Origin of the sequence: Nocardia sp. NBC_01009, assembly GCF_045208035.1 — a bacterium.
In the GTDB taxonomy this organism is placed as follows: domain Bacteria; phylum Actinomycetota; class Actinomycetes; order Mycobacteriales; family Mycobacteriaceae; genus Nocardia.
Genome location: NZ_CP108695.1, coordinates 2106160 through 2128829, shown reverse-complemented (window position 1 = coordinate 2128829; position 22670 = coordinate 2106160). Strand labels below are relative to the sequence as shown.

Sequence of the window (22670 nt, the reverse complement as noted above, 5' to 3'; positions counted from 1 at the left end):
CATATGTTCGAGCAAGTAGGTCTCACGGTATGACACCTGCTCCCGGGAAGGCTCGCGATGCGCGACGGACCGTCGACCAATAATTCCGAGATCGCCAGTTCCGAGATCGACGCATTGGCGCAGCGCGTTGCCGCCGCACGTGGCAAGTTGCCGTTGCAACACGATGCGGCGCTGTTGGCGGTGCTGTCCGATGCAGAGATCGCGGCGGAACGCGAACTCGCGGAATGGGTTCGGGCCCAGCGGCGGGGGCAGCGGCGGCGGGCAGTCGAGGACGAGCTCGCGGCCGAGGAGCGCGACCGGCGCACCGCGGCCGCCATCAGGAAGTCCGACGACGCCGACGCGCGATGGCATCGGCGGGCGCTCGCGGCACGGCGACGGGTGTCGAATCAGGATGCGCGGCTTGCCCAGCTGTACCGGCGCGCGGAATGGTCGTCGCGGGCACTGATCGCGGTCGTGGTGCTCGGCATGGTGTGGGCCGGGGTCAACGTGCAGCACAACCTGGTCCCCAGCGGCGATATGACCGACCCGCTGTACTGGTTGAGCTACGGGATCGAGGCGATGATCTCGATCCCGATCATCACCATCATGGTCGCCGCGACGACGGCCGCGCGATGGGGTCGTGAACTCGCCCGCGGCAAAGTCATCTTCTTCGAGAGCGCATTGCTCGGCACCACTATCGCCTTGAACGCCGGCCCGCATCTGGCCGCGGGCGCGCTCGGTCGCGCCGCCGAGTATGCGATCGCGCCGGTCATGGTCGGCGTCGTGATCTGGCTGCACGCGTGGGTGTCCGGGCGCTATGCGGTGCTGATCGACAGCGCACCGGTGGTCGAGTCGAACGACCTGCCCGGAGTGCAGCCGAGTCACCGTGTCACCGCCGACACCGCCGTCCCGGTCGCGGCGATCCCCCGGGACGAGCCAGCCGACCTGCTGGAATTACTCGCGGCACGCGATCTCGAAGCGCTGATCGAGCCGACAATCGAACCCCACGCCGAAAACACGGGATCCAGCAGCAACAATGATTCGGCACCGGCCGAGCTCGATCCGACCATCGGCTACCCGCTGCACGCGGTCCCGCTCCCCCGACGCAATGGCCATCAGGCCGCGGCGCCGAGCTCCGCGGCTATCGACAAGGCTGCGACCGATTCGGCTGAACTCCGTAAACCACCGTCCCGCAATGGGGTCGAGCGCCACGGACATACTGAACAACCTGCCACTGCCGAGAGTCCAGTAGCAGCCGACAGCCGGAAAGCGCAGTCCCGCAACCACACAGAGCGCGTCGAGCCCACTGCCGACCAGGAGCGGCCGACTCGATCCGAGCGCAAACCACAGCGCAACAACCACTCCGAGCGCAACACCAGCACGGAGCGCCCCGCAGACGAGGACACCGACGAGGCCCATCGCAGCAGCCCGCAACTCCGCGCCGAGAGCACCACAGACGCTGAACCGTCCATCGCCGGCGACCTCCCGCGCCGTAATTCTGTCGACGTGATCAACGAAACCGTCCAAGCGCTCTCCGCCGACTCCCTCGTATCCGAAACAGACGAGATCGTTGCCGAACTCGACGACGTCGAAGTATGGGCAGTAGCACGGGAAATCGCCGACCGCGGCCTCTCCACCCTCCCGGTGGAACAAGTCGCCGAGATCCTGACCCTCGCCGACCAATCCTGGACGCCGATGGGCATCGGCAACGAGGTCGGTCTCCCCCGCGCCGTGGTCTCCCGAGTCCTCGACTCCGCCCGCAAGGTCCGCCGCCCCTACGCCGTCAGCTGATCGCTGAGACGCCAAAAAGGCCGCCCATTCCGAACATCCGAACAGACAGCCCTTTCGCCGCGACTGTCAGCGCCGCTCCCGGTGGTCGACCAACCTCGAGTTCGACCCCCACTGCCGACCAGAGCCTGCTGCACATCGGCGAGCTGGCGGCATCCTTCCGTCACGGTCGCCGAGTCCTCGACTGCGTCCGCAAGGTCCAACGCCCCTGCGCCACCTGCCGATTGCACAGTCTGCCGAACGCTCAGACGAAGGAAGGGCCGCCCGGCTCGGATGTTCCGAGCGGACGGCCCTTTTCGTTCGTGATTACCTACGCCACTCCCCGGTGTTCGACCAACCCCGGTTCGATCCGCCGCTACCAGCGGGAACCTGCTGGGCGTCGTCTCGGCGCGGGGCGTAATAGTCGTCAGATGGCGAGCTCGCACTACTCTGCTTCGCACCTCGATCACCATGACCCGGCCACCAGGCCCGGTGGCCGAGCAGCGCGGTGACCGCCGGGGTGAAGAACATCGCCATGATGAAAGCGGCGACGGCAATGCCGACCGAGATGGCGAAGCCCATCTGAGACAACACATTGTTGCCCGCCAACATCATCGAGGCGAAGGTCCCCGCCAGGATGACGCCCGCCGCGGCGATGGTCGGGCCGGTGTGGTGCACGCCGAGCGCGGCGGCCTGGCGCGGGTCGCGGCCCTCGCGGGCCTCTTCCCGCAACCGGGCGACCATCAGGATGTTGTAGTCGGTGCCGAGTGCGACCACGAACAGATACATGATCACCGGAAGGGTGAAGATCAGGCCCGAATTGCCTTGGAAGTGCTGGAAAACCAGCACCGCGGCGCCGAGGGTCGCGGCGAATCCGAGGAATACCGAGGCCATCAGGTACCACGGTGCGACCATGCTGCGCAGCAGCAGCGCCAGCACGATCATGATCAGAATGGCCGCCACCGGGAACACGACGGTGTAGTCGTGGTTCATCGCATCCTGGAAATCGACGAAGACCGAGGTGATGCCACCCACGACGGCGGTCGTGCCCGCGGGCGCCGCAGCATGTGCGGTGTCGCGCAGCGGACCACGAACCGTGTCCAGCGCGGCATCCGATTCCGGCGCGGAGCTCAGCGTCACCTGGAATTCGGCGACCGCTCCGTCACTCGACGGATGCGGCTCCGATACCTGGCCGACGCCCGACACACCGGCCAGCGCGGCACGGTAATCCGTGAGCTGAGCGGCGGTCAGTGCACCGCCCTCCGAGTGCAGCAGCACATCCGAGGGCTGAGTGGCTCCCGCCGGCATGCCCTTGAGCAATTCCTTGCTGTAGACGGCGGATTCGGAGGTGTCCGAGGTCGAACCCGAGCTGAGATCGAAGGTGGGGTTGAAGCCGAAGGCAAACACGCCGAGTGCGACGAGCAGGCCACCGGAGACCACAGCGAACGCACCGGGACGACGCCCGAGCGCCGCGCCGACCGCGGCGAAACGCGCTCCCTTCGGCTCCACCTGCCACGCCTTCGACGGCCAGAACACCTTGGTGCCGAGCAACGAAACAATCGCGGGAACGAGGGTGAGTCCGGCCAGCAACGCCACCGCGACCGCGATCGCCAGTGCCGGACCGAGCGCACGGAACATGCCGAGGGTGGACAGCGTCAGCGCCATGAACGCGATGATCACCGCGCCCGCTGCCGAGGTGATCGCCTCACCGACACGGGTGACGGCACTGACCATGGCGGTCTTCGGATCCTCGCCTGCCCGCAACCTTTCGCGGTAGCGGAACATCAGGAACAGGATGTAGTCGGTGCCGACGCCGAACAGCACGACCAGCAGGATGGCGTTGACCGAACTGTCCACCTTGAGGTCGAAAGCCTTGCTCACCATGGCAATCAGGCCGCCTACGGTGCTGGAGACCCCGCCGATCACGATGATCGGCAACAGTGCGATCACCGGGCTGCGGAAGATGATCAGCAACAGCACCAGAATCAGCACGATAGTGGCGATGCCGATGATGGCCATGCCCTTCGCGCTGGATTCCGTCTGGTCCAGCATCTGTGCCGCCTGACCGGTGAGGCCCGCCTTCAGATCCGTATCCTTCAGCTGCGCCTGGAGCGCGTCACGCAGCGATTTGACCGCATCGCTCTGCGTCGTGTCACCTGCAGTGGTGACCTTCGTCATCTGCACCGCGGCAATCTGCACGAGCCGATTCTCGGCAGGCGGCGCGGGCTGAATTCCGGTGATGTCCTTGATCTTTTCGTCACCGAGCTTTGCCGCGATCGCCGCGACCCGCGCGGCGTTCTCGTCGTTCAGCGGCGCATTGTCGGCCCGCTTGAACACGATGATCGCCGCAGGCGCCGCACTCTGCGGAAAGGCCTGCTGCTGCAACTGCATCGCTTGAATCGACTCGTAATGCGAGGGCAGGAATTCGGATTGGTCGGTGGTCGAGGTAAGTTTCGGCGCCGAGGCCACCACCGCGATCACGATGAGCAGCCACGCGCCGATCACCTTCCACGGGTTGTGGACGACCACGCGTCCCAGTCGAGCGAACATGTCGGAGAAGTCCTTTCGAGACTTAACGGTCAGACCCTGGCAGTTCAGACGTCGAGATCTTGGGAATACGGATGCTCGGTCACGTCGGCGAGTATGCGGTAGATCTTGTCCGGCACCCGGTCGCGCAACTGTGCGAGCGAGTCCACCACCTCGACCGTGAAGTCACCCCGACCCAACCCGTCGGCGCCGAGCATCCCGCGCCAGTTCTTCCAGTTCTTCCAGTCCTTGAACCAGTCGGTCGACTCGGCGAGGTCCGACCATTCCGACCGCTGAACATGCACCACATACTTGCCCTTACGGCTCAGGTAGACCCGAACCGTCTCGATCCCGGACTTGCTGTACTGCCGCGATTCCCCGACGAGCCGACCGAAGAAGCGCTGCCGCCTGGCACCACCGGGCCCGACCTTCAGCACCACCTCAACGAACTCCTCCGAAGCACCCTTGTGCAGGTCGATCCCCTCGGCCGCCGACTGCTCCTCGGATGCGGCACTGGACGGCTTCTGCGTATCAGTGGACATATTCCCCTCATTTCATAAATCAATGCGCAAATGTGCATCGCAGTATCGACGGCGGCACCCATCGACCCCGTCGCGGTTCATTGATCTGCTGTTTCCGGAATGCCAACCTTCGAATCACCCAGCATTCCGCCTGGACTCACTATAAGTAGATGTATACGTATAACGCAACCCTGCCGCGCAACCAGCCGCCCCGAGCCACGCGTCCTCGACCCACGAGTGGCACACCATGGTGGGCCCTCACGGTTTTTGCCGCAGCCATGTGCCACTCACATTGCGGGTTCGGGCCGGAGCGCAGGGGCTCAGGTGGTCTTCTCGAAGGCTCGGCGCGCAGACTCCTGCTGCCGTATTGCGCTGTGCCGCTCCGCGACACCGAGCAGCAGCGCCAGTCCCACACCGGGAATGAGCCCGAGGGCCGCGGACGCCCCGAATCCGGCGGCGAAACCGCCCGCGTCGATAGCGATGCCCGCGACCGAACTACCGACGCCGTTGCCGAGAGTCATTGCCGCGCCGTGCCAGCCGATGGCCTCACCGCGGCCGGATTCGGGCACGATTCTGCTCAACTGGTCGACGGATGCGGTGAGGGTCGGTGCGCACAGCAGGCCGGCGAACAAGCCCGCCGCACCGAGGAACACCGGCCCACCCGCGAAAGCCATCGGGATGGTTGTCGCGCCGAGGCCCGCGAGTAGCAGAAACGTCGAAATACGCCGGCGCAGTAGGCCGTAGACGAGGCCGCCGACCAACGAGCCGAAGCCCCAGATCGCGAGGATCACGCCGAGCCAGCGCTGCGCACCGAACTCTCGGATGGCGGAGACGAAAGTCAGCTCGGAGCCCGCGAGCACTGCTACGGCGGCGCACGCGCCGACACACAGCGCCACGAACTCGAAACGGAACCACCCGCGTCGCGCAACCGGAGTCGCGTCCGAGCAATCCTCGTCGGCAGACCGCAACGGCGGATTCAGCAGCCACACCAGGACGCCCGCGAGCACCAGGCACATCTGCACACAGAACAACACGACGGTGGTGGACCAGACGGCCGTGGCGCCGACACCGAGCACCGGCCCGACCATGAACGCGGCCTCCACCGACACCGATTCCAATGCGAGCGCGGGCTGCCGGTTCTGCTCGGTCGTGGCCGCGATGACGGCCTGGCGCACCACCGTGAAGACCGGAATGTCGAACAGTCCCGCGACCGCGGCGAGCACCAGCAGCGGAACGTAGTCGACGAACGGCGCGAAGGACCAGCACACCGCACCGACCAGGATCGAAGGCAGGATCGTGCGCCGCAGCCCCAGCCGATCGAGAAACCTGCCGCGCCAGGGTCCGCTCACCGCGACGCAGACGGTGACGATCGCACTCAGCAGGCCCGCCTGAACGTAGGAGCCGTGCAGCGTCTGCACGACATGCAACGCGAGCAGCACGGACCCCGCGAAGAACGGGATTCGAACCAGCGCACCCAGCAGTAGCACATTGCGCACCGCGGAGCTGGAAAGGACCTCCCGATAGGACCGCACCCCATCGAGCCTTGCACGCCCGCCGGTCAGCCCGCCAGCAATTTTTCCATCACCATCGGGTTTCCGGAAAAGATTGTGCGGCAACGCGCCCGGGCGACTGCCGTAACAACGACGAAGGCCCGCCTCCCGAACGGGAAGCGGGCCTTCGACCGGTGCACTCAGTTTCTCGAGATAAGGCTTACTTGGCCTTCTCGAGGACCTCGACCAGACGCCAGCGCTTGGTGGCCGACAGCGGACGGGTCTCCATCAGCTGAACGCGGTCACCGACACCGGCGATCTCGTTCTCGTCATGCGCCTTCACCTTGGAGGTGGTGCGAATGATCTTGCCGTAGAGCTTGTGCCGGTTACGGTCTTCCAGCTCGACGACAATCGTCTTGTTCATCTTGTCCGAGACAACGTAGCCGACACGTACCTTGCGGCTGTTGCGCTCTTCCTGCTTCTCGCTCATGCCGCATCTCCCTTGCCAGCGGGTGCCGTGGCCAGACCGAGCTCGCGCTCACGCATGACCGTGTAGATCCGCGCGATCTCGTGACGAACGACGCGCAGCCGACGGTTGTTGTCCAGCTGACCCGTCGCCATTTGGAAGCGCAGGTTGAACAGCTCTTCCTTCGACTCACGCAGGCGGGCGACGAGCTCCTCTTCGGTGAGCTCGCGGAGCTCTGCGGCCGGTGTTCCGGTAGCCATCAGAACTGCTCCTCCCTTGTCACGATCCTGCACTTCATCGGGAGCTTGTGCATCGCGCGGCGCAGGGCCTCGCGAGCGGTCTCCTCATTGGGGTAACTCATTTCGAACATCACGCGACCGGGCTTGACGTTCGCGATCCACCACTCCGGCGAACCCTTACCGGAACCCATGCGGGTCTCGGCAGGCTTCTTGGTGAGCGGGCGATCCGGGTAGATGTTGATCCAGATCTTGCCGCCACGCTTGATGTGGCGGGTCATCGCGATACGAGCCGACTCGATCTGCCGGTTGGTGACGTAGGCGGGCTCGAGAGCCTGGATGCCGTATTCACCGAACGCGACCGACGTGCCGCCCTTTGCCATTCCGGAACGACCCGGGTGATGCTGCTTCCGGTGCTTGACCTTCCGTGGCATCAACATGCGTCAGCCCTCCTGCTTTTCTGCCGGAGCGTCGGCAACCGCAGTGGCGGTGGCTGCACGCCCGGCCTCAGTGCTGGTCGCGGTGGTACCGGCTGAACCGGACCGACGCGGGCGGCTCGGCCGCTCACGACGCTCGCGGCGGTCGCCGGCCGCGGGCGCGGCCGAAGCCGTGACCTCACGCTTGCCACCGACGATGTCGCCCTTGTAGATCCAGACCTTCACACCGATACGACCGAAGGTGGTCTTGGCCTCGTACAGGCCGTAGTCGATGTCCGCACGCAGCGTGTGCAGCGGAACCCGACCCTCACGGTAGAACTCCGAGCGCGACATTTCGGCGCCACCGAGGCGGCCCGAGCACTGCACGCGGATGCCCTTGACGTTCGGCGAACGCATGGCCGACTGGATGGCCTTACGCATCGCACGACGGAACGCCACACGGTTGGAGAGCTGCTCGGCCACACCCTGGGCAACGAGCTGCGCATCCGACTCGGCGTTCTTCACCTCGAGGATGTTCAGCTGCACCTGCTTCTTGGTGAGCTTCTCCAGCTCCGCACGGATGCGGTCGGCCTCGGCGCCACGGCGACCGATGACGATGCCGGGACGCGCGGTGTGGATGTCGACGCGAACCCGGTCCCGGGTGCGCTCGATCTCGACCTTCGAGATTCCTGCCCGCTCCATGCCGGTGGCGAGGAGCTTGCGGATCTGGACGTCTTCCTTCACGTATTCCGCGTACTGCTTGTCCGCGTACCAACGCGACTTCCAGTCGGTGGTGATACCGAGGCGGAAGCCATGGGGGTTGATTTTCTGTCCCATTTACTTTGCCCCTCCCTTCCGGCGGTTACGAGTGGATCCACCGGCGGTGGGCACGCTCTCGACCTCGATGGTGATGTGGCTGGTGCGCTTCCGGATCCGGAACGCCCGACCCTGTGCACGCGGCTGGAACCGCTTCATGGTCGCGCCCTCGTCGACGAAAGCCGTCGAGATAACGAGCGTGGCCGGGTTGAGGCCGAGGTTGTTCTCGGCGTTCGCCGCGGCGCTCGCCACGACCTTGGCAACCGGCTCGCTCGCGGCCTGCGGCGCGAACTTCAGGATCGCCAGTGCGTCCTCGACTCGCTTGCCGCGGACCAGGTCCACGACACGGCGAGCCTTCATCGGGGTCACGCGAACGTGCTTGGCCGTTGCGCGAGCCGTCGGGTTCTGAGTTTCAGTCGTCATCGCCGCTTGCTCTTCCGGTCGTCCTTGACGTGGCTCTTGAACGTCCTGGTCGGCGCGAACTCGCCGAGCTTGTGCCCGACCATGTTGTCCGAGACGAACACCGGCACGTGCTTGCGACCGTCATGGACGGCGAAGGTGTGACCGATGAAGTCGGGGATGATCGTGGAACGACGCGACCAGGTCTTGATGACCTGCTTCGTGCCCTTCTCGTTCTGCACGTCCACCTTCGCAAGGAGGTGGTCGTCGACGAACGGGCCTTTCTTAAGACTGCGTGGCATTCTCTAACTCCCTCCTTGTTATCGCTTGTTCTTGCCGGTGCGGCGGCGGCGAACGATGAGCTTGTCGCTCGGGCGGTTGGGCTTGCGGGTGCGGCCTTCCGGCTGACCCCACGGGCTGACCGGGTGACGACCACCGGAGGTCTTGCCCTCACCACCACCATGCGGGTGGTCGACCGGGTTCATGACGACACCACGGACGGTTGGGCGGCGACCCTTCCAGCGCATACGGCCGGCCTTGCCCCAGTTGATGTTCGACTGCTCGGCGTTGCCGACCTCGCCGACAGTGGCGCGGCAGCGCACGTCGACGCGACGGATTTCACCGGAGGGCATACGCAGCGTGGCGTACGGGCCTTCCTTACCGAGCAGCTGGATGCTGGAGCCTGCGGAGCGGGCCATCTTCGCGCCACCGCCCGGACGCAGCTCCACGTTGTGAATCGTGGTACCGGTCGGGATGTTGCGCAGCGGCAGGTTGTTACCCGGCTTGATGTCGGCCGTGGGGCCGGACTCGATCGGGGTGCCCTGCTGGATGCCCTTGGGCGCGATGATGTATCGCTTCTCGCCGTCCACGTAGTGCAGCAGCGCGATGTTGGCGGTCCGGTTCGGGTCGTACTCGATGTGAGCGACCTTGGCCGGGATGCCGTCCTTGTCCAGTCGACGGAAGTCGATCAGACGGTAGGCACGCTTGTGGCCGCCACCGCGGTGCCGAGTGGTGATGCGACCATGCGCATTACGACCACCCTTGCTGTGCAGCGGGCGAATCAGCGACTTCTCGGGGGTCGACCGAGTGATCTCGGCGAAGTCCGAGACGGACGAGCCACGGCGACCGGGGGTTGTCGGCTTGTACTTACGGATTGCCATGAGTTCTTCTCTACTTTCTGGATTCCCAGGCGCTTACGCGACCGGGCCTCCGAAGATCTCGATGGGCTTGCTGTCGGCCGAGATGGTCACGAGCGCGCGCTTGGTGTCCTTGCGCTTGCCGTAACCGAAGCGGGTCCGCTTGCGCTTGCCCTGACGGTTGGCGGTGTTGACGCTGGTCACCTTCACGCCGAAAACCTTCTCGACGGCGATCTTGATCTGCGTCTTGTTGGAGTCCGGGTGCACGATGAAGGTGTAGGTGCCTTCCTCGATCAGTCCGTAGGACTTCTCCGAGATGACCGGCGCCAGCAGGATGTCGCGGGGGTCGGCGATGGTGGTCACTTGCTCTCCTCCTGTGCAGCTTCGGCGGGGCCGTGCACAAAGGCGTTCAAGGCCTCGACGCTGAACACCACTTCGTCGCTTTCCAGCACGTCGTAGGTGTTGAGCTGATCCGGCGCGATCGGGTGCACGAACTCGAGGTTCTGCACGCTCTTCCAGGCCGCCAGATCTTCGCGTCCGAGGACGACGAGGAACTTCTTGCGGTCCGAAAGCTCCGCGAGGAAGCTCTTGGCCGTCTTGGTCGACGGGTCCTGCCCGGCAACCAGTTCGGTGATCACGTGGATGCGCTCGTTGCGCGCACGGTCCGAAAGCGCTCCACGCAGTGCAGCGCGGATCATCTTCTTGGGGGTGCGCTGGCTGTAGTCACGCGGCTGCGGGCCGTGGACCGTGCCACCACCGACGAACTGCGGCGCGCGGGTCGAGCCCTGACGGGCGCGGCCGGTGCCCTTCTGCCGGTACGGCTTCTTGCCACCACCGCGGACTTCACCGCGGGTCTTGGTGGCGTGCGTACCCTGACGGGCCGCAGCAAGCTGCGCGACGACAACCTGATGCATCAGCGAGATGTTGGCGGTCGCGTCGAAGATCTCCGCGGGGAGTTCGACGGTGCCATTGGTCTTGCCGCCCAGTTCCTTGACCGGAAGCGTCAGATTGGTCTTCTTCTCCAGGCTTGTCATGCGTGTGCACCACCCTTCACGGCGCTCTTGACGACGACGACGTTGCCGCGACGACCCGGGATCGCTCCCTTGATCAGCAGCAGGCCGTTCTCGACGTCCACCTTGTGAACCGACAGGTTCTGCGTGGTGACGCGATCGTTGCCCATCCGGCCCGACATCCGCATGCCCTTGAACACGCGGCCGGGGGTGGCGCAACCACCGATGGAACCCGGGCGGCGGTGCACGGCCTGCGCACCGTGCGAGGCGCCCTGACCGGCGAAGCCGTGGCGCTTCATGGTGCCTGCGAAGCCCTTGCCCTTGCTGGTGCCGGTCACGTCCACGTACGCGCCCTCTTCGAACACCTCGGCAGTCAGCTCCTGGCCGACCTCGAAGGTGGAAGCATCCGCAACGCGGATTTCGGCGACGTGGCGACGCGGGGTGACACCGGCCTTGGCGAACTGACCGGAGACCGGCTTGTTCACCTTGCGCGGGTCGATGGCGCCGAAAGCGACCTGGACGGCGCTGTAGCCGTCGCGCTCCACGGTGCGAATCTGGGTAACGACGTTCGGTCCGGCCTTGATGACGGTCACGGGAACGACGCGGTTCTTGTCGTCGAACACCTGGGTCATGCCGAGCTTGGTGCCCAGGATGCCGGCCGCTGGCCTGTTCTTGTTATCAGTCATGTCTCGAGTCCCCGTCACTGAATGTTGACGTCGACGCTGGCCGGCAGGTCGATACGCATGAGCGCGTCAACCGTCTTCGGCGTCGGGTCGAGGATGTCGATCAGCCGCTTGTGCGTACGCATCTCGAAGTGCTCGCGCGAGTCCTTGTACTTGTGCGGCGAACGGATGACGCAGTACACGTTCTTCTCGGTCGGCAACGGCACCGGCCCGACGACACGGGCCCCGGTGCGGGTCACCGTCTCCACGATCTTGCGCGCTGAGGCGTCGATCGCTTCGTGGTCGTAGGCCTTGAGCCTGATGCGGATCTTCTGTCCCGCCACGCTAAGTGTCCTTTTCTCCGCTTTTCCTTCGTGATCCGGAAGCTGGCTTCCGTACCACCCTCAATTTGCACAGCCCGAACACACGAAGACGTCTCGCTAAGAGATCGCGACCGGGCACGCCCGATCCTCGCCGCTGTTCATCTGTCATGGTTCTCCGGTCCACGCGGTCGGGCGTGTCGCCCATCCGCTCATTCCTCTGCCCTGGAATCGAAATTCACCTCAGGCTTCGGAACACTGTCCCGGACGTACCCACGCTGGAATCCAGCGAGGTACACGATTGGGTATTGCTCGCCTCGCCACCCACCACAACCCGAGGAACAGGCATGGCCCGGTGCAAGGCAACCCGAACAGTATGCCCGACGCCGCCGATGACTTCAAATCCACCCCCCGCACAACGCCACCGGCCGCCCACAGCGCAGGTCAGAACGTGAATCCCGGGCGCGCCCCCGAGTCGATCGCGCCGCGAAATCCGGAGTCCGGACCCTACCGTCCGAGAACTTACTTATGAGTAAGATACGGGCATGACGAAAGAGACCGCCACATACCGCGGCTGGAAGAAGCTGCCGGACAACCGGCTCGGGCACGCGCTGTTCTCCCTCGGCATGGTCGCGCGGGTGCCGTACTTCGGCACGGTGCTGCCGAGCGTGGTGCGGCTGGAGCCCGGACTGTGCGAGGTGACCTCGCCGAAGTGGTTCGGCATCCACAACCATCTGGGCACCTACCACGCCATCGCGGCGTGCAACCTGGCCGAGGTGGCGATGGGAATGCTCAGCGAGGCGACGGTGCCGGACACGCACCGCTGGATCCCGAAGGCCATGAACGTCCAGTACCTGGCCAAGGCGGAGACCGGGCTGCGCGCGGTCGCGAAGCTGCCGGAGATTCCGGACTTCACTCGGATCACCGAGGGCCAGGAACTGATCGTGCCCGTCGCGATCTACGACAAGAACGGGCTCGAGGTTGTGCACGCCGACATCACCACCTGGGTCACCCCGAAGTAGCAGGCGATCGCATTCGGCACCGCGTTTCCCGAGGATGGCGACGGCCGCCTCGGGAAACACGGTGATCGGTGTCGCAGACAGTTGCATCGGCGTGGCCGCGCGGTTTGAATGCCGGTATGAGTGTCAGCGCCGGCCGGGATGTCGATCTCTGCGTGGTCGGGCTCGGCCCGACCGGCCGGGCGCTGGCACACCGCGCGATGCGGGCCGGGCTGCGGGTCACCGCGGTCGACCCGCGACCCGACCGGCTGTGGCCGCCCACCTTCTCCTGCTGGATCGACGAGTTGCCGGAGTGGTTGCCGCCCAGCGCGATTGCCACGAGGATCGCCGCACCGACCGTCTGGACCAGCACCGAGCATCGCATCGAACGCCCCTATTGCGTGCTGTCGAAGACCGGCCTGCGCGCTGCGCTGCCACTCGACGACGCCACCGTGATCGCCGGCAGGGCCACCAGGGTCGATGCCAACGAGGCCGAGCTCGCCGACGGCACAATCCTCAGGGCTGCAATGGTTTTCGATACCCGCGGGCTGCCCGCGCTCGGACGGCGCCGCGCCGCGAGCGCGCACGGCATCTTCGTCGACGCCGAGACCGCGGCACCGATGGTCGCCGACGGCGAAGGACTGCTGCTGGATTGGCGGCCGGAAAACGGCGCGGGACCGGACGAGCCGCCCTCGTTCCTCTATGCCGTCCCGCTCGGCAACGACACCGTGATCTTCGAGGAAACCAGCCTCGGCCTGCTCGGCGGCATGCCACAGCACGAATTGCGCAAGCGCACCCTGAACAGGCTGGCACTACACGGGATCACCCTCACCGGCGCGGAGCCGAGCGAGGCCGCGCACTACCCGCTCGACCAGCCGCCACCGAAAAAGGGGACGGCGCAAGCGATTCCGTTCGGATCGCGCGGCGGCATGATGCACCCGTGCACCGGATACAGCGTCGCCGATTCCCTTGCCCTCGTCGACACCGCGGTCAGCGCACTCCAGCAGGGCCGCGACCCCATCGCCGAACTATGGCCGTGGCAGGCCCGGCTGACCTATTGGATGCGCATGCGCGGCCTATTCGGCCTCGGCCGCCTGACCACCGAACAGTCCGTCTCGATGTTCGACGCCTTCTTCACCGCGTCACCGCGCGGCCAACGCGCCCTGCTCTCGGCCCACGCCGACTACACCGCGCTCGGCGCGATCCTGTTCAACACCGTCGCGCATACCTGGCCCTTCCGTTGGCGCTATGACCTCGTCGGCTGGACCAATCGGAATCGCTGGGTCGACTACCCGTTCACCGAGTCGTCGGAACGCACAGAAGGGCGCGTCCGGTAGCTCCGAGCCACCGGCGCGCCCTTCGATGACAGTGGTCAGCGACCGGTTTCGGCCGCGCGGCGGTAACCGCGAATCGCGGGATAGGCGAAGACCACGATCAGGCCGATGCTCCAGGCGAGGCTCTTCATGAGGGGTTCGGCTACCGGCCCGCCGTAGGACAGTCCGCGCATCGCATCGACGGCACAGCTCATGGGTTGGTTCTCGACCGTGCTCTGCAGCCAAACCGGGTAGGCGAAGACCGGGACGAAGCCGGTGTTGAAGAACATCAGCAGGGTATTGAAGATGCCGATGAGGCTGACGAGCAAGGTGCCTTCGGTGATCGTCGCTAGCGCGGTGACCAGGACGGCGAAACCGATACCGAACAGCACCGGAATGCTGATCAGCGCGATGGCCGCGAGCGGCCCCTGGCCGAAGCGGAAGCCGATGGCGAAGCCGACCGCGGTCACGAACAGGGTGCTGAACAAGATGCGGACAGCCTCGGCAAGAATCCGACCGGTCAGGCCCGCGGCCCTGTGCACCGGCATGGTCCAGAAACGACCGAGCAGGCCGGTCGCCTTCTCGCGCTTGAACCCGAGCGCGCTGACAACAGCGCCGGTCATCGCCGCGATGAGCGTGATCATCGCGACCTGACCGTAGATGCTCGGAATACCGGTGGCCGCGGTAATCGATTTACCGAGCACGACACGGAACATCAGCAGCGTCAGCGCCGGATAGAGCAGCGTCTGAATGGTCGTCGACGGGTCACGCACCCAGGTCAGCAGCAATCGCTTGCACTGGATCACGCTGTGAGCCAGCCAGGTGCTCAACGCGCGTTCGGATTGTGCGGTCACCATGGGAAGTGGGGAGTTGCCCGCCGTTTCGATGTCCTCGGCGACGGGATGGGTCATGGTTGCCTCTGCTGAACTCATGGCCGCCTCACACTCGCCAAGACCGCCGATGGGACGAACGCGATCGCCAGCCCGCACACCCAGACCAATGGCACCCACAGCACCTGCCACGTCACCCCGTCATGGGCCATATCGCGCAGTGCGAAGGAGAACTGGGAGATCGGCTGATTGCGCACGAACGGCTGAATCCACTCCGGGAAGCTGCGTTCCGGGACGAACCCGCACGAGAGCATGCCGAAGATCAGGGTCGGCAGTGTCAGTGCTTGGCTCAGCGATTCCGGGTTCTTACTGAGGATGCCGAGCGTGTCTGCGCCGATCGCGAGCACGGTCCCGATCGCCAGCGAGAACACACAGAAAAGCACGGCCTGGCCGAACCCTGCGACGAAACGGAAGCCGATCATGTGACCGAAGATCAGCGCCGCGGTCAACGAGGTGACCGAACGGACCAGCCCCGCACAGATCCGCGCCGTAAACGGGACAAGCTTGCCGATCGGCATGGTTTGCAACCGAGTGGTGAATCCGGTCAACGACTCGAATGCGGCAAGCTGCGCGTTCGACATCATGGTGAATGCCATGGTCTGCAACACGATGATCGGCATCACGAACTGCGCGTAGTCGATGCCCTGGAACTTCATCACGTAGCGCAGCGGCAGATAGAAACCGACGGTGAACACCAGCGGAGTGATGATCGCGACGATCAACTCACCCTTGGTTACCATCGTCCTGACGATCCGGCCGGTCAGCGAACGCCACTGCCCGAACGACGACCGCCTTGCCGTGGGTAGCTCGGCGAACAGCGACGCCGCGTCGATGTCGAGGACGCGTTCGGCGGTGGAAGCGGTCACGCCGCACCACCCGTGTGGCCGGTGATGGAGAGGAAGACGTCATCGAGGGAGGGCCGCCGCAGCGCGATGTCGGCCAGCTCGATCCCCGCGGAGTCGAGCCTACGCAGCGCCTCGGTGAGGGTGGCAGCGCCTTCGGGCGCCGGGATGGAGATCCGGTCGCCGCCGTTGATTTCGGCGAGCACCGCGGCGGGCACCAGATCACCGAGCGCGGTGGCGGCGTTGTTCAGCCGCTTCGGGTCGAGGGGAACGACCTCGCAGTAACTTCCGCCGGTCTTCGCCTTGAGCTCGTCGGCGGTGCCCTCGGCGATCACCCTGCCCTTGTCGATGACGATGATGTTGTCGCTGAGCACGTCGGCTTCTTCGAGGTACTGCGTGGTCAGCAGCACCGTGATGCCCTGGTTCTGCAGCGCGGTCACCAGATCCCAGACACCCTGGCGGCTACGTGGGTCGAGGCCGGTGGTCGGCTCGTCGAGGAACACGACCTCGGGCCGTACCACGAGACCGCAGGCGATGTCGACGCGGCGACGCATGCCGCCGGAGTAGCCGCGCACCGGCCTGCGGCCCGCACCGACGAGGTCGAATTCCTCCAGCAGTACATCGGCGCGCTTGCGGGCGGCGGATTTACCCAGCCCCATCAGACGGCCGAACAGTTCCAGGTTCTCGCGGCCGGACAGGTTTTCGTCGAGCGCGGCGTACTGCCCGGTCATCATGATCGATCGGCGCACCGCGGCCGGGTCCTTGCGGATGTCGTGCCCGGCGATGGTTGCCGTGCCGGAGTCCGGGCGCAGCAGCGTGGACAGGATCTTCACCGCGGTCGTCTTGCCTGCGCCGTTCGGACCGAGGATCCCGAGCACGCTCCCCCGCTCGGCGCGGAAGCTGACCCCTTGCAGCGCGTGCACGTCACCGAACGATTTCCGGACATCGTCCACGACGACCGCATACTCGACGTCCCGGGCCTCGCTGGTGACAGCCACGGCGTCGTCGGGGTGTGAATCTGTTTGGTTCAAGCTCGGCATCAACTCTCCACTATCGGCCGGGGGCGACCAGGTCGTCGGCACGCACGCACAAATACGTCCGGGTTGGTGATCCGTAGCGCCTGGCGCGATGTTACCGGCCCCTCGATCCGCGAACGGTCGCCGGCGCGATACCCACAGGACCGCACCCCCAACTGTGTGCTTGATCACATTAACCGTGGGCGATCGGCTCCGCGCTGGGTTGATGCCGGTCTCCGCCGTCCGGGGCAGCACACGGGCGGCGGCAGCGCCTTGTCGGGCCGCCGCGGCGACCATAGTCTGCTATCCGGGGGAACGCACGCACTCATTCGTCGGCGGCAGCGCAGCTTCACCCCGAAGCGTCTGCGCCGGATCGACTCTGCGGGAGGTGACCATGGCCGAGACCGCGCAGCGATCGGGCCGATCGAACGTGCTGACGTCCTACGACCCGCGCACCGGCGAAGTCGTCGGGAATTACGCCGTGATGGGCACCGGCGAGTTGAACCGCACGGTGCGCGCATCACGCTCGGCCGAAAAGTGGTGGGCCGAACTGGGATTCAGCGGACGCAAACGCTGGCTGCTCGACTGGAAACGCAGCATTGCCAGGCGGGCAAGCGAATTGGTGGAAATCCTGTGCGAGGAGACCGGAAAACCGGAGGCGGACGCGGCAATCGAGGTGATGCTCGCCGTCGAGAACCTGGACTGGGCGGCACGTAATGCCGCTCGTGTACTGGACCGGCGCCGCCTCGGATCCACCTGGCTGACCCGCAATCAGCGCGCCTCTGTCGGCTATCTGCCGCTCGGCGTTGTCGGGGTGCTCGGGCCCTGGAACAACCCGGTGTTCACCCCGATGGGCTCGATCGCCTATGCGATGGCGGCGGGCAACACGGTGGTATTCAAGCCGAACGAGCTCACCACCGGCGTCGGCGTGTGGCTGGCCGAGAGCTGGAGCCGACTCGCCCCGAATCAGCCTGTGCTGCAGGTGGTTACCGGCGACCACGGGACCGGCGCCGCGCTGTGCCGTACCAAGGTGGACAAGATCGCGTACGCGGGCTCCGACGCGGGTGCGCGTGAGGTGATCTCGCTGTGCGGGCAGACGATGACGCCGGTCGTCGTCGAGCGCAACGGCAAGGGCGCCATGATCGTCCATGTCGATGCGAAGCTCGACGACGCCGCGGAGGCCGCGGTATTCGGCGCCATGGCCAATGCGGGCCAGAATGCCAACGGCATCCAGCGCGCCTACGTTGCGAACTCGGTCTACGACCGTTTCCTCGAACTGGTGACCGATCAGGCGCGGCGGCTGCGACCCGGCGCGGACAAGCGGGCGTCCTACGGCCCGATGATTCTGGAGTCGCAGGTCGATGTGGTGCGCAAACAGGTGCGCGACGCGCTGGCCCGTGGCGGCAGGGCGGTGGTCGGCGGGCTGGAGTCGATCCGCGAGCCCTACATCGAGCCCATCGTGCTCGCCGACGTGCCGGAGGAGAGCGTCGCGATCACCGGCGAGGGCATCGGGCCGGTGCTGATCGTCAACAAAGTGGCGAATGTGGAGGAGGCCGTGCAGCGCATCAACGCGGTCGGCAACGGTGTCGCGGTCTCGGTATTCACTCGCGATGTGCACGGCGCCGAGGCGTTCGCCGAGCAGCTCAGAGTCGGCGTTGTGACTGTCAATTCCTCGACCGCCTACGCCGGGATACCCGCGCTGCCGATCGGCGGTGTCGGGGAATACGGCCAGGGCCACCATCACGGCGACCAGGGTCTGCGCGAGTTCAGCCGGACGCTGGCCATCGCGCGCAAGCGCTACCAGGCGCCGGTGAATCTTTCGACCTTCGACCGCCATCCCCGCGATCTCCGCCTGGCCAAGGCCATCTTCCGGGTCCGCCACCGACGCATGGGCTGACTCAGCTCGCGCCGAGGAGCACCGCTTCCATCAGCGCACAGACGCGGGCCAATTGTTCGGGGCGCGCGTCGAACTTGGTCAGCCTGCCGACATCGATCACCTGGCCGATGGCGGCGTGCACCCGAAAGCGGGCCTCGACGGGGTCGCCGTCCAGCAGGTTGGCCCACTCGAGGACGTTCTGACGCTGAATGGCGCGCAGTTTGTGCTGCTCGGTCTGCGGCAGATTGCTGAACTCGGCGTAGTAGACCGGCATGATCTCGGGCATCGAGAAAGTGAGCCTGGCCTGGCGGAAGGCGATGCGCCGGACCGCGTCCGGACGGCTCGTTGCCTCGGCCAGCGCCTCGGTGATCGCGATGGCGACCCGGTCGCCCGTGCGGTGGAAGGCCGCCGCGAGCAGGTCGGCCTTGCTGGTGAAGTACCGGTACACACTGGAGGCATTGATACCGACAGCCGCGCCGATCTCCTCGATGCTGGCTTCGTGATAGCCCTGCCTGCCGAAGATCCGGATCGCCTCGGTGAGCAGCTGTTCGCGTTTCGAGGTGACCGGAAGGCCACGGGTGGCGGGGCCGGGATTGCGCTGCTGGGGTGCGGGCGGCAGTTCGGCACGCAGAATCGACCAGCACATGTCGTGCAGCAACGGCAGCAGCCGGGTGGTGGACAACGCGGTGCGGTGCGCGGAGACGCTGGCGATCGCGCTGAGCACCGCGGCAGCGAGCATCGCCACGTCCTCGGGTGGTGCGGTCGGCCGCAGTAGCGCGATCGGCGCCGCCACCGTCGCGTTGAGATCGTCGTAGATCTTCCGGATCCGAATCCGGTCTTCCTGCTCGAGGTAGCGCCGCTCCCAGCGGTACAGTCCCGCCTCGCGCCGAATGTCGATGGTGTGTTCGCTCATCGCCCTGATCAGGGCGTCCAGCCGCCGCGCAGGCTCCTGTTGCGGATCGTCCGCGGCCTCGGCGACCTTCAGCAGATGCCGGGCGCCCTCCTCCGCTGCCGCGACGAGCAGCGCGTACTTATTGCGGAAATGTCGATACAGCGCGGGCCCGGAGATCCCGACCTCGGCCGCGATCTCGTCGACACCGACCGGGTAGTACCCGCGTTCGCTGAACGCGCGCGCGGCCGCCCTGATGATCTGCACCTTGCGATCCTTCGGACGCCGCCGCACCGACTGGCCGGCATCAGGCCGCACGGAAGCGAGATGTACCTCGCTGCGATCCGCGACCATGTACCTCTCCGTTCTCGGACGGCGCCGCTGGTTGACAGCGCCGGACAAATCAACCTAAGTTAACCACAATTCGCAAAGTTAACCATTATTCATGGCTATCCGAAGCGATTGCTTGCAGATGGCTCGCAAGAACCGGTCCACCGAATTTCCAGACCAGGAGCACCACATGAGCAACGCCGATTCCGCAACTACTCCTGCGGGCTTCTCGGCCGTCCACGACGGCAAGGTGCTCCGAGTGACCATCACCAAGCCCAAGCGAAAGAACGCTGTCGACTACGACACGATGGTCGCGCTCGGGGATACCTTCCTTGCCGCCGCCGAGGACGCCTCGGTCCGGGTAATCGTACTGACCGGTGCGGGCGCCGACTTCTGCACCGGCGCCGATCTGGCGGCGACCGCGTCGGAGGCGCAGCGCGGCATCACCTCCGACCAGGTGATGGATGCGGCCAACCGACTCGTGAAAGCCATTGTGGATGCACCTATTCCGGTTATCGCGCGAGTCAAGGGCGCAGCGGCGGGCGTCGGTGTCGGCATCGCACTTGCCGCCGACCTCGTCTACGCCAGCGAGGAGTCCTACCTGCTGCTCGCCTTCATCAATATCGGCCTGATGCCCGACGGCGGCGCCGCCGCGCTGGTCGCCGCGGCCGCGGGACGCCCGCTCGCGGCCGAGATGGCGCTGCTCGGCGAGCGACTGCCCGCACCACAGGCCAAAGCGGCCGGCCTGTTCACCGCGGTGCTCGGTGCGGACGAACTGGACGCGACGGTGGAGGCTGCCGCGGCGAAGATCGCTGCGGGCCCGCGGCGCGCGCTCGAGCTCACCAAGAAGGCGCTCAACGCGGCGACCCTGACCCGACTCGACGCGTCGCTCGCGGCGGAGAAGGCCGGCCAGACCGAGCTCCTGCAGTCCCCCGACTTCTTCGAAGGTGCGACCGCGATGCTCACCAAGCGCAAGCCGGTCTTCGGTATCTAATTTGCAGCGCCTGCGGCGCTGCGTGTTCGCGGCCCCCTTGGTCTCGCTTCCGAGCCGTCGAGACTCGCGCCTGCGGCGCATGCGCTTCGACGGCTCGGAAGCGAGACGGGCCGCGAACTCTAGTGCTCGGTCTCGCTTCGCTCGGAAGGTGTCATCGTGCCTAGTGGGTGCGTTGGTAGCTGAGCTTGCGACTTTGGTTTGGGCGCTTAGGCGGCTGTAGAGGTGGGATGCGCCGCGAACTCTGGTGCTGGGTCTCGCTTCGCTCGGAAGGTGTCATCGTGCCGAGTGGGGGCGTCGGTAGTTGAGCTTGCGACTTTGGTGGTTGCGCTTCGGCTGTTGTGAGGGTGGGGACGGGCTGCGAGGTCTGGGGCTGGGTCTCGCTGCCCACGAAAAGCGTCATCGTGCCGAATGAGCACGTCTGTGGGGATCTTGCGACTTTGGTGGACGCACTTCGGCGGCTGCGGAGGTGGGCCGGGCCGCGAACTCTAAGTTGCTAGTCTCGCTGGGGCTCGAAATGCGTCAACGTGCCGAATGGGCACGTCTGTGGGGATCTTGCGACTTTGGTGGCCGCGGCTCGGGCGCTTGCGGTACGAGACGGGCACGCACACTCTGGGGCTGGGTCTCGCTGCGCTAAGACGGTGTCATCGTGCCGAATGGGGCGCCGGTAGCTGAGCTTGCGATTTATTCGGATGCCGTGTGACCGTCCCGGCGGCGAACCGAACAAGCGGGGCGACTATGTTCATCGGCTATGACTTACCTGGTTACTGGAGCAACTGGGTTCATCGGTCGGTTCCTCATCCCCGCGCTGCTCGAACGCGAGGGTGATATCCATGTGCTTGTCCGGCCCGGCGCCGACTCGGCCGCGCGGTATGCCTGCTGCGCCCGCGAGTGGGACGGTGGCGACCGGGTGCGGCCGGTCCGCGGCGACCTCGGCGCCGACGGACTCGGCATCGATCCGACGTGGCTCGCCGAGCACCGCGGATCGATCGATCAGGTCTTCCATCTGGCATCCAGCTACGACCTGACCGCGCGCGGCGGCGGCACCAGGCACGTGGTCGATGTCGCAGAGGACCTGAAAGCCGGTCTGCTGCATCATGTCTCGACAGTGGAGGTGGCAGGCTCGTGCGCGGGCCTTTTCACCGAGGACATGTTCGACGAGGGTCAGGTGCTGACAACGCCGATGCAGCGGGCCAAGTTCGAGGCCGAGCGGATCGTGCGCGAGTCCGCGCTGAACTGGCGTATCTATCGGCCGCCGATCGTGGTCGGCCACTCCCGCACCGGCGAGATCGACCGGATCGATGGGCCTTACTACTTCTTCCGGCTACTGCGGATGGCGGCGCAGCTGCCGAGAATCCTGCCGGTGCTGGTGCCGAAGCTCGGCGAAACCAATATGGTGCCGGTCGACTTCGTCGCCCGCGCCCTGGATCACCTTGCCCACCAGCCGGGTTCGACGCCGATGACCTACCACCTCGTCGATCCGCGCAGGCAGAGTGCGGTCGAGGCGCTGAACCTGTTCGCCGACGAGGCCGGGGCGCCGCACCTGGTGGAGGTGATGCCCAAACGCACCCTGAACATGATGCTGCGGGTGCCGGGCACCAGCTGGCTGCTCCCCCGCGTCGGCGTCCCACTGGATGTGTTGGAGCACAGCGAATTCACCTGCTGGTTCGACTGCCGCCACACCACCGCCGCGCTCAGCGGCACCGATATCAAGGTGCCGCCGCTGGCCGCCTATGCCCCGCTGATCTGGAAATACTGGATCGAGAACTGGGCCTGAGCGG

24 protein-coding genes are annotated in these 22670 nt (G+C 66.0%); 6 read left to right on the top strand and 18 right to left on the bottom strand.

Annotation, left to right across the window (positions count from 1 at the left end):
• The first annotated feature begins 57 nt into the window (after positions 1-57).
• Entirely contained in the window at positions 58-1770 is a 1713-nt protein-coding gene (locus tag OHA42_RS09405; protein ID WP_406236231.1) for a hypothetical protein, read from the top strand.
• Positions 1771-2073: 303 nt separating this feature from the next.
• On the opposite strand, the gene OHA42_RS09400 is transcribed toward OHA42_RS09405, so the two are convergent.
• The 14 genes from OHA42_RS09400 to rpsJ form a co-directional block, all read right to left on the bottom strand.
• Entirely contained in the window at positions 2074-4296 is a 2223-nt protein-coding gene (locus tag OHA42_RS09400; protein ID WP_406236229.1) for an MMPL family transporter, read from the bottom strand.
• 44 nt (positions 4297-4340) lie between these two features.
• A complete protein-coding gene (locus OHA42_RS09395) occupies positions 4341-4814 on the bottom strand; it encodes an EXLDI protein (RefSeq protein ID WP_406236227.1) in 474 nt (157 codons plus the stop codon).
• 299 nt (positions 4815-5113) lie between these two features.
• Positions 5114-6325, bottom strand: coding sequence for an MFS transporter (locus OHA42_RS09390; protein WP_406236225.1), 1212 nt, complete (start codon positions 6323-6325; stop codon positions 5114-5116).
• A gap of 178 nt (positions 6326-6503) precedes the next feature.
• Positions 6504-6773: a 30S ribosomal protein S17 gene (rpsQ, locus tag OHA42_RS09385; RefSeq protein ID WP_328409158.1), complete on the bottom strand. Its 270-nt coding sequence runs from the start codon at positions 6771-6773 to the stop codon at positions 6504-6506.
• Positions 6770-7009, bottom strand: a complete 240-nt coding sequence (gene rpmC / locus OHA42_RS09380; protein WP_328409156.1) for a 50S ribosomal protein L29 — start codon at positions 7007-7009, stop codon at positions 6770-6772. The genes rpsQ and rpmC overlap by 4 nt, the downstream gene beginning before the upstream one ends.
• Positions 7009-7425, bottom strand: coding sequence for a 50S ribosomal protein L16 (gene rplP / locus OHA42_RS09375; protein ID WP_067519522.1), 417 nt, complete (start codon positions 7423-7425; stop codon positions 7009-7011). The genes rpmC and rplP overlap by 1 nt, the downstream gene beginning before the upstream one ends.
• A 3-nt stretch (positions 7426-7428) precedes the next feature.
• Positions 7429-8238, bottom strand: coding sequence for a 30S ribosomal protein S3 (gene rpsC, locus OHA42_RS09370; RefSeq protein ID WP_328409153.1), 810 nt, complete (start codon positions 8236-8238; stop codon positions 7429-7431).
• The gene (rplV, locus tag OHA42_RS09365) at positions 8239-8640 is read right to left on the bottom strand and encodes a 50S ribosomal protein L22 (RefSeq protein ID WP_328409152.1); all 402 of its coding nucleotides are present in this window, start codon (positions 8638-8640) and stop codon (positions 8239-8241) included.
• Positions 8637-8918 carry a 30S ribosomal protein S19 gene (gene rpsS, locus OHA42_RS09360; RefSeq protein WP_019045020.1) on the bottom strand — a complete coding sequence of 94 codons (282 nt, stop codon included), beginning with the start codon at positions 8916-8918 and terminating at the stop codon, positions 8637-8639. Before rpsS ends, rplV begins: the two co-directional genes overlap by 4 nt.
• 18 nt (positions 8919-8936) lie before the next feature.
• Entirely contained in the window at positions 8937-9776 is an 840-nt protein-coding gene (gene rplB / locus OHA42_RS09355) for a 50S ribosomal protein L2 (RefSeq protein ID WP_328409150.1), read from the bottom strand.
• 33 nt (positions 9777-9809) lie between these two features.
• Complete coding sequence (gene rplW, locus OHA42_RS09350) at positions 9810-10115, bottom strand: 50S ribosomal protein L23 (RefSeq protein ID WP_040686547.1); 306 nt, start codon at positions 10113-10115, stop codon at positions 9810-9812.
• A complete protein-coding gene (rplD, locus tag OHA42_RS09345; protein ID WP_328409148.1) occupies positions 10112-10786 on the bottom strand; it encodes a 50S ribosomal protein L4 in 675 nt (224 codons plus the stop codon). The genes rplW and rplD overlap by 4 nt, the downstream gene beginning before the upstream one ends.
• Complete coding sequence (rplC, locus tag OHA42_RS09340; RefSeq protein WP_328409146.1) at positions 10783-11448, bottom strand: 50S ribosomal protein L3; 666 nt, start codon at positions 11446-11448, stop codon at positions 10783-10785. Before rplC ends, rplD begins: the two co-directional genes overlap by 4 nt.
• A gap of 14 nt (positions 11449-11462) precedes the next feature.
• Positions 11463-11768: a 30S ribosomal protein S10 gene (rpsJ, locus tag OHA42_RS09335; protein WP_003938093.1), complete on the bottom strand. Its 306-nt coding sequence runs from the start codon at positions 11766-11768 to the stop codon at positions 11463-11465.
• A gap of 521 nt (positions 11769-12289) precedes the next feature.
• On the opposite strand from rpsJ, the gene OHA42_RS09330 reads away from it, so the two are divergent.
• Both OHA42_RS09330 and OHA42_RS09325 read left to right on the top strand, forming a co-directional pair.
• Positions 12290-12766, top strand: a complete 477-nt coding sequence (locus tag OHA42_RS09330) for a hotdog fold domain-containing protein (protein ID WP_406236218.1) — start codon at positions 12290-12292, stop codon at positions 12764-12766.
• A 116-nt stretch (positions 12767-12882) separates the two neighbouring features.
• Positions 12883-14079, top strand: a complete 1197-nt coding sequence (locus tag OHA42_RS09325) for a lycopene cyclase family protein (RefSeq protein WP_406236216.1) — start codon at positions 12883-12885, stop codon at positions 14077-14079.
• A 35-nt stretch (positions 14080-14114) separates the two neighbouring features.
• Here OHA42_RS09325 and OHA42_RS09320 read toward each other — a convergent pair whose 3' ends face one another.
• From OHA42_RS09320 to OHA42_RS09310, 3 genes are read right to left on the bottom strand one after another with little or no spacing between them, the layout of a single operon-like run.
• Entirely contained in the window at positions 14115-14987 is an 873-nt protein-coding gene (locus OHA42_RS09320; RefSeq protein ID WP_406236214.1) for an ABC transporter permease, read from the bottom strand.
• Positions 14984-15811 (bottom strand): ABC transporter permease, encoded by an 828-nt coding sequence (locus tag OHA42_RS09315; protein WP_406236212.1) that lies wholly within the window; start codon positions 15809-15811, stop codon positions 14984-14986. Before OHA42_RS09315 ends, OHA42_RS09320 begins: the two co-directional genes overlap by 4 nt.
• On the bottom strand, positions 15808-16827 hold the full coding sequence (locus tag OHA42_RS09310; protein ID WP_406236210.1) for an ATP-binding cassette domain-containing protein: 1020 nt from the start codon (positions 16825-16827) through the stop codon (positions 15808-15810). The genes OHA42_RS09315 and OHA42_RS09310 overlap by 4 nt, the downstream gene beginning before the upstream one ends.
• Positions 16828-17197: 370 nt before the next feature.
• Here OHA42_RS09310 and OHA42_RS09305 point away from each other — a divergent pair, with 370 nt between their 5' ends.
• Positions 17198-18700, top strand: a complete 1503-nt coding sequence (locus tag OHA42_RS09305; protein ID WP_406236208.1) for an aldehyde dehydrogenase family protein — start codon at positions 17198-17200, stop codon at positions 18698-18700.
• 1 nt (position 18701) lies between these two features.
• Here OHA42_RS09305 and OHA42_RS09300 read toward each other — a convergent pair whose 3' ends face one another.
• Positions 18702-19922 carry a TetR/AcrR family transcriptional regulator gene (locus tag OHA42_RS09300; protein ID WP_406236206.1) on the bottom strand — a complete coding sequence of 407 codons (1221 nt, stop codon included), beginning with the start codon at positions 19920-19922 and terminating at the stop codon, positions 18702-18704.
• Between the two features lie 166 nt (positions 19923-20088).
• Between OHA42_RS09300 and OHA42_RS09295 the strand changes: the two genes are divergently transcribed.
• Complete coding sequence (locus OHA42_RS09295) at positions 20089-20892, top strand: enoyl-CoA hydratase-related protein (protein ID WP_406236204.1); 804 nt, start codon at positions 20089-20091, stop codon at positions 20890-20892.
• Positions 20893-21640: 748 nt separating this feature from the next.
• Positions 21641-22666, top strand: a complete 1026-nt coding sequence (locus tag OHA42_RS09290) for an SDR family oxidoreductase (protein WP_406236202.1) — start codon at positions 21641-21643, stop codon at positions 22664-22666.
• The last annotated feature ends 4 nt before the right edge of the window (positions 22667-22670 follow it).

Excerpts from the sequence above, each read along its gene's own strand:
- OHA42_RS09300 (WP_406236206.1), bottom strand. The coding sequence starts at position 19,922 with ATGGTCGCGGATCGCAGCGAGGTACATCTCGCTTCCGTGCGGCCTGAT.
- OHA42_RS09395 (WP_406236227.1), bottom strand. The coding sequence starts at position 4,814 with ATGTCCACTGATACGCAGAAGCCGTCCAGTGCCGCATCCGAGGAGCAG.
- rpmC (WP_328409156.1), bottom strand. The coding sequence starts at position 7,009 with ATGGCTACCGGAACACCGGCCGCAGAGCTCCGCGAGCTCACCGAAGAG.
- rplC (WP_328409146.1), bottom strand. The coding sequence starts at position 11,448 with ATGACTGATAACAAGAACAGGCCAGCGGCCGGCATCCTGGGCACCAAG.
- rplV (WP_328409152.1), bottom strand. The coding sequence starts at position 8,640 with ATGACGACTGAAACTCAGAACCCGACGGCTCGCGCAACGGCCAAGCAC.
- OHA42_RS09310 (WP_406236210.1), bottom strand. The coding sequence starts at position 16,827 with ATGCCGAGCTTGAACCAAACAGATTCACACCCCGACGACGCCGTGGCT.
- rplD (WP_328409148.1), bottom strand. The coding sequence starts at position 10,786 with ATGACAAGCCTGGAGAAGAAGACCAATCTGACGCTTCCGGTCAAGGAA.
- OHA42_RS09320 (WP_406236214.1), bottom strand. The coding sequence starts at position 14,987 with ATGAGTTCAGCAGAGGCAACCATGACCCATCCCGTCGCCGAGGACATC.
- OHA42_RS09325 (WP_406236216.1), top strand. The coding sequence starts at position 12,883 with ATGAGTGTCAGCGCCGGCCGGGATGTCGATCTCTGCGTGGTCGGGCTC.
- OHA42_RS09305 (WP_406236208.1), top strand. The coding sequence starts at position 17,198 with ATGGCCGAGACCGCGCAGCGATCGGGCCGATCGAACGTGCTGACGTCC.
- rpsQ (WP_328409158.1), bottom strand. The coding sequence starts at position 6,773 with ATGAGCGAGAAGCAGGAAGAGCGCAACAGCCGCAAGGTACGTGTCGGC.
- rpsC (WP_328409153.1), bottom strand. The coding sequence starts at position 8,238 with ATGGGACAGAAAATCAACCCCCATGGCTTCCGCCTCGGTATCACCACC.
- OHA42_RS09290 (WP_406236202.1), top strand. The coding sequence starts at position 21,641 with ATGACTTACCTGGTTACTGGAGCAACTGGGTTCATCGGTCGGTTCCTC.
- rpsS (WP_019045020.1), bottom strand. The coding sequence starts at position 8,918 with ATGCCACGCAGTCTTAAGAAAGGCCCGTTCGTCGACGACCACCTCCTT.
- rplB (WP_328409150.1), bottom strand. The coding sequence starts at position 9,776 with ATGGCAATCCGTAAGTACAAGCCGACAACCCCCGGTCGCCGTGGCTCG.
- OHA42_RS09295 (WP_406236204.1), top strand. The coding sequence starts at position 20,089 with ATGAGCAACGCCGATTCCGCAACTACTCCTGCGGGCTTCTCGGCCGTC.
- OHA42_RS09405 (WP_406236231.1), top strand. The coding sequence starts at position 58 with ATGCGCGACGGACCGTCGACCAATAATTCCGAGATCGCCAGTTCCGAG.
- rplP (WP_067519522.1), bottom strand. The coding sequence starts at position 7,425 with ATGTTGATGCCACGGAAGGTCAAGCACCGGAAGCAGCATCACCCGGGT.
- OHA42_RS09330 (WP_406236218.1), top strand. The coding sequence starts at position 12,290 with ATGACGAAAGAGACCGCCACATACCGCGGCTGGAAGAAGCTGCCGGAC.
- OHA42_RS09400 (WP_406236229.1), bottom strand. The coding sequence starts at position 4,296 with ATGTTCGCTCGACTGGGACGCGTGGTCGTCCACAACCCGTGGAAGGTG.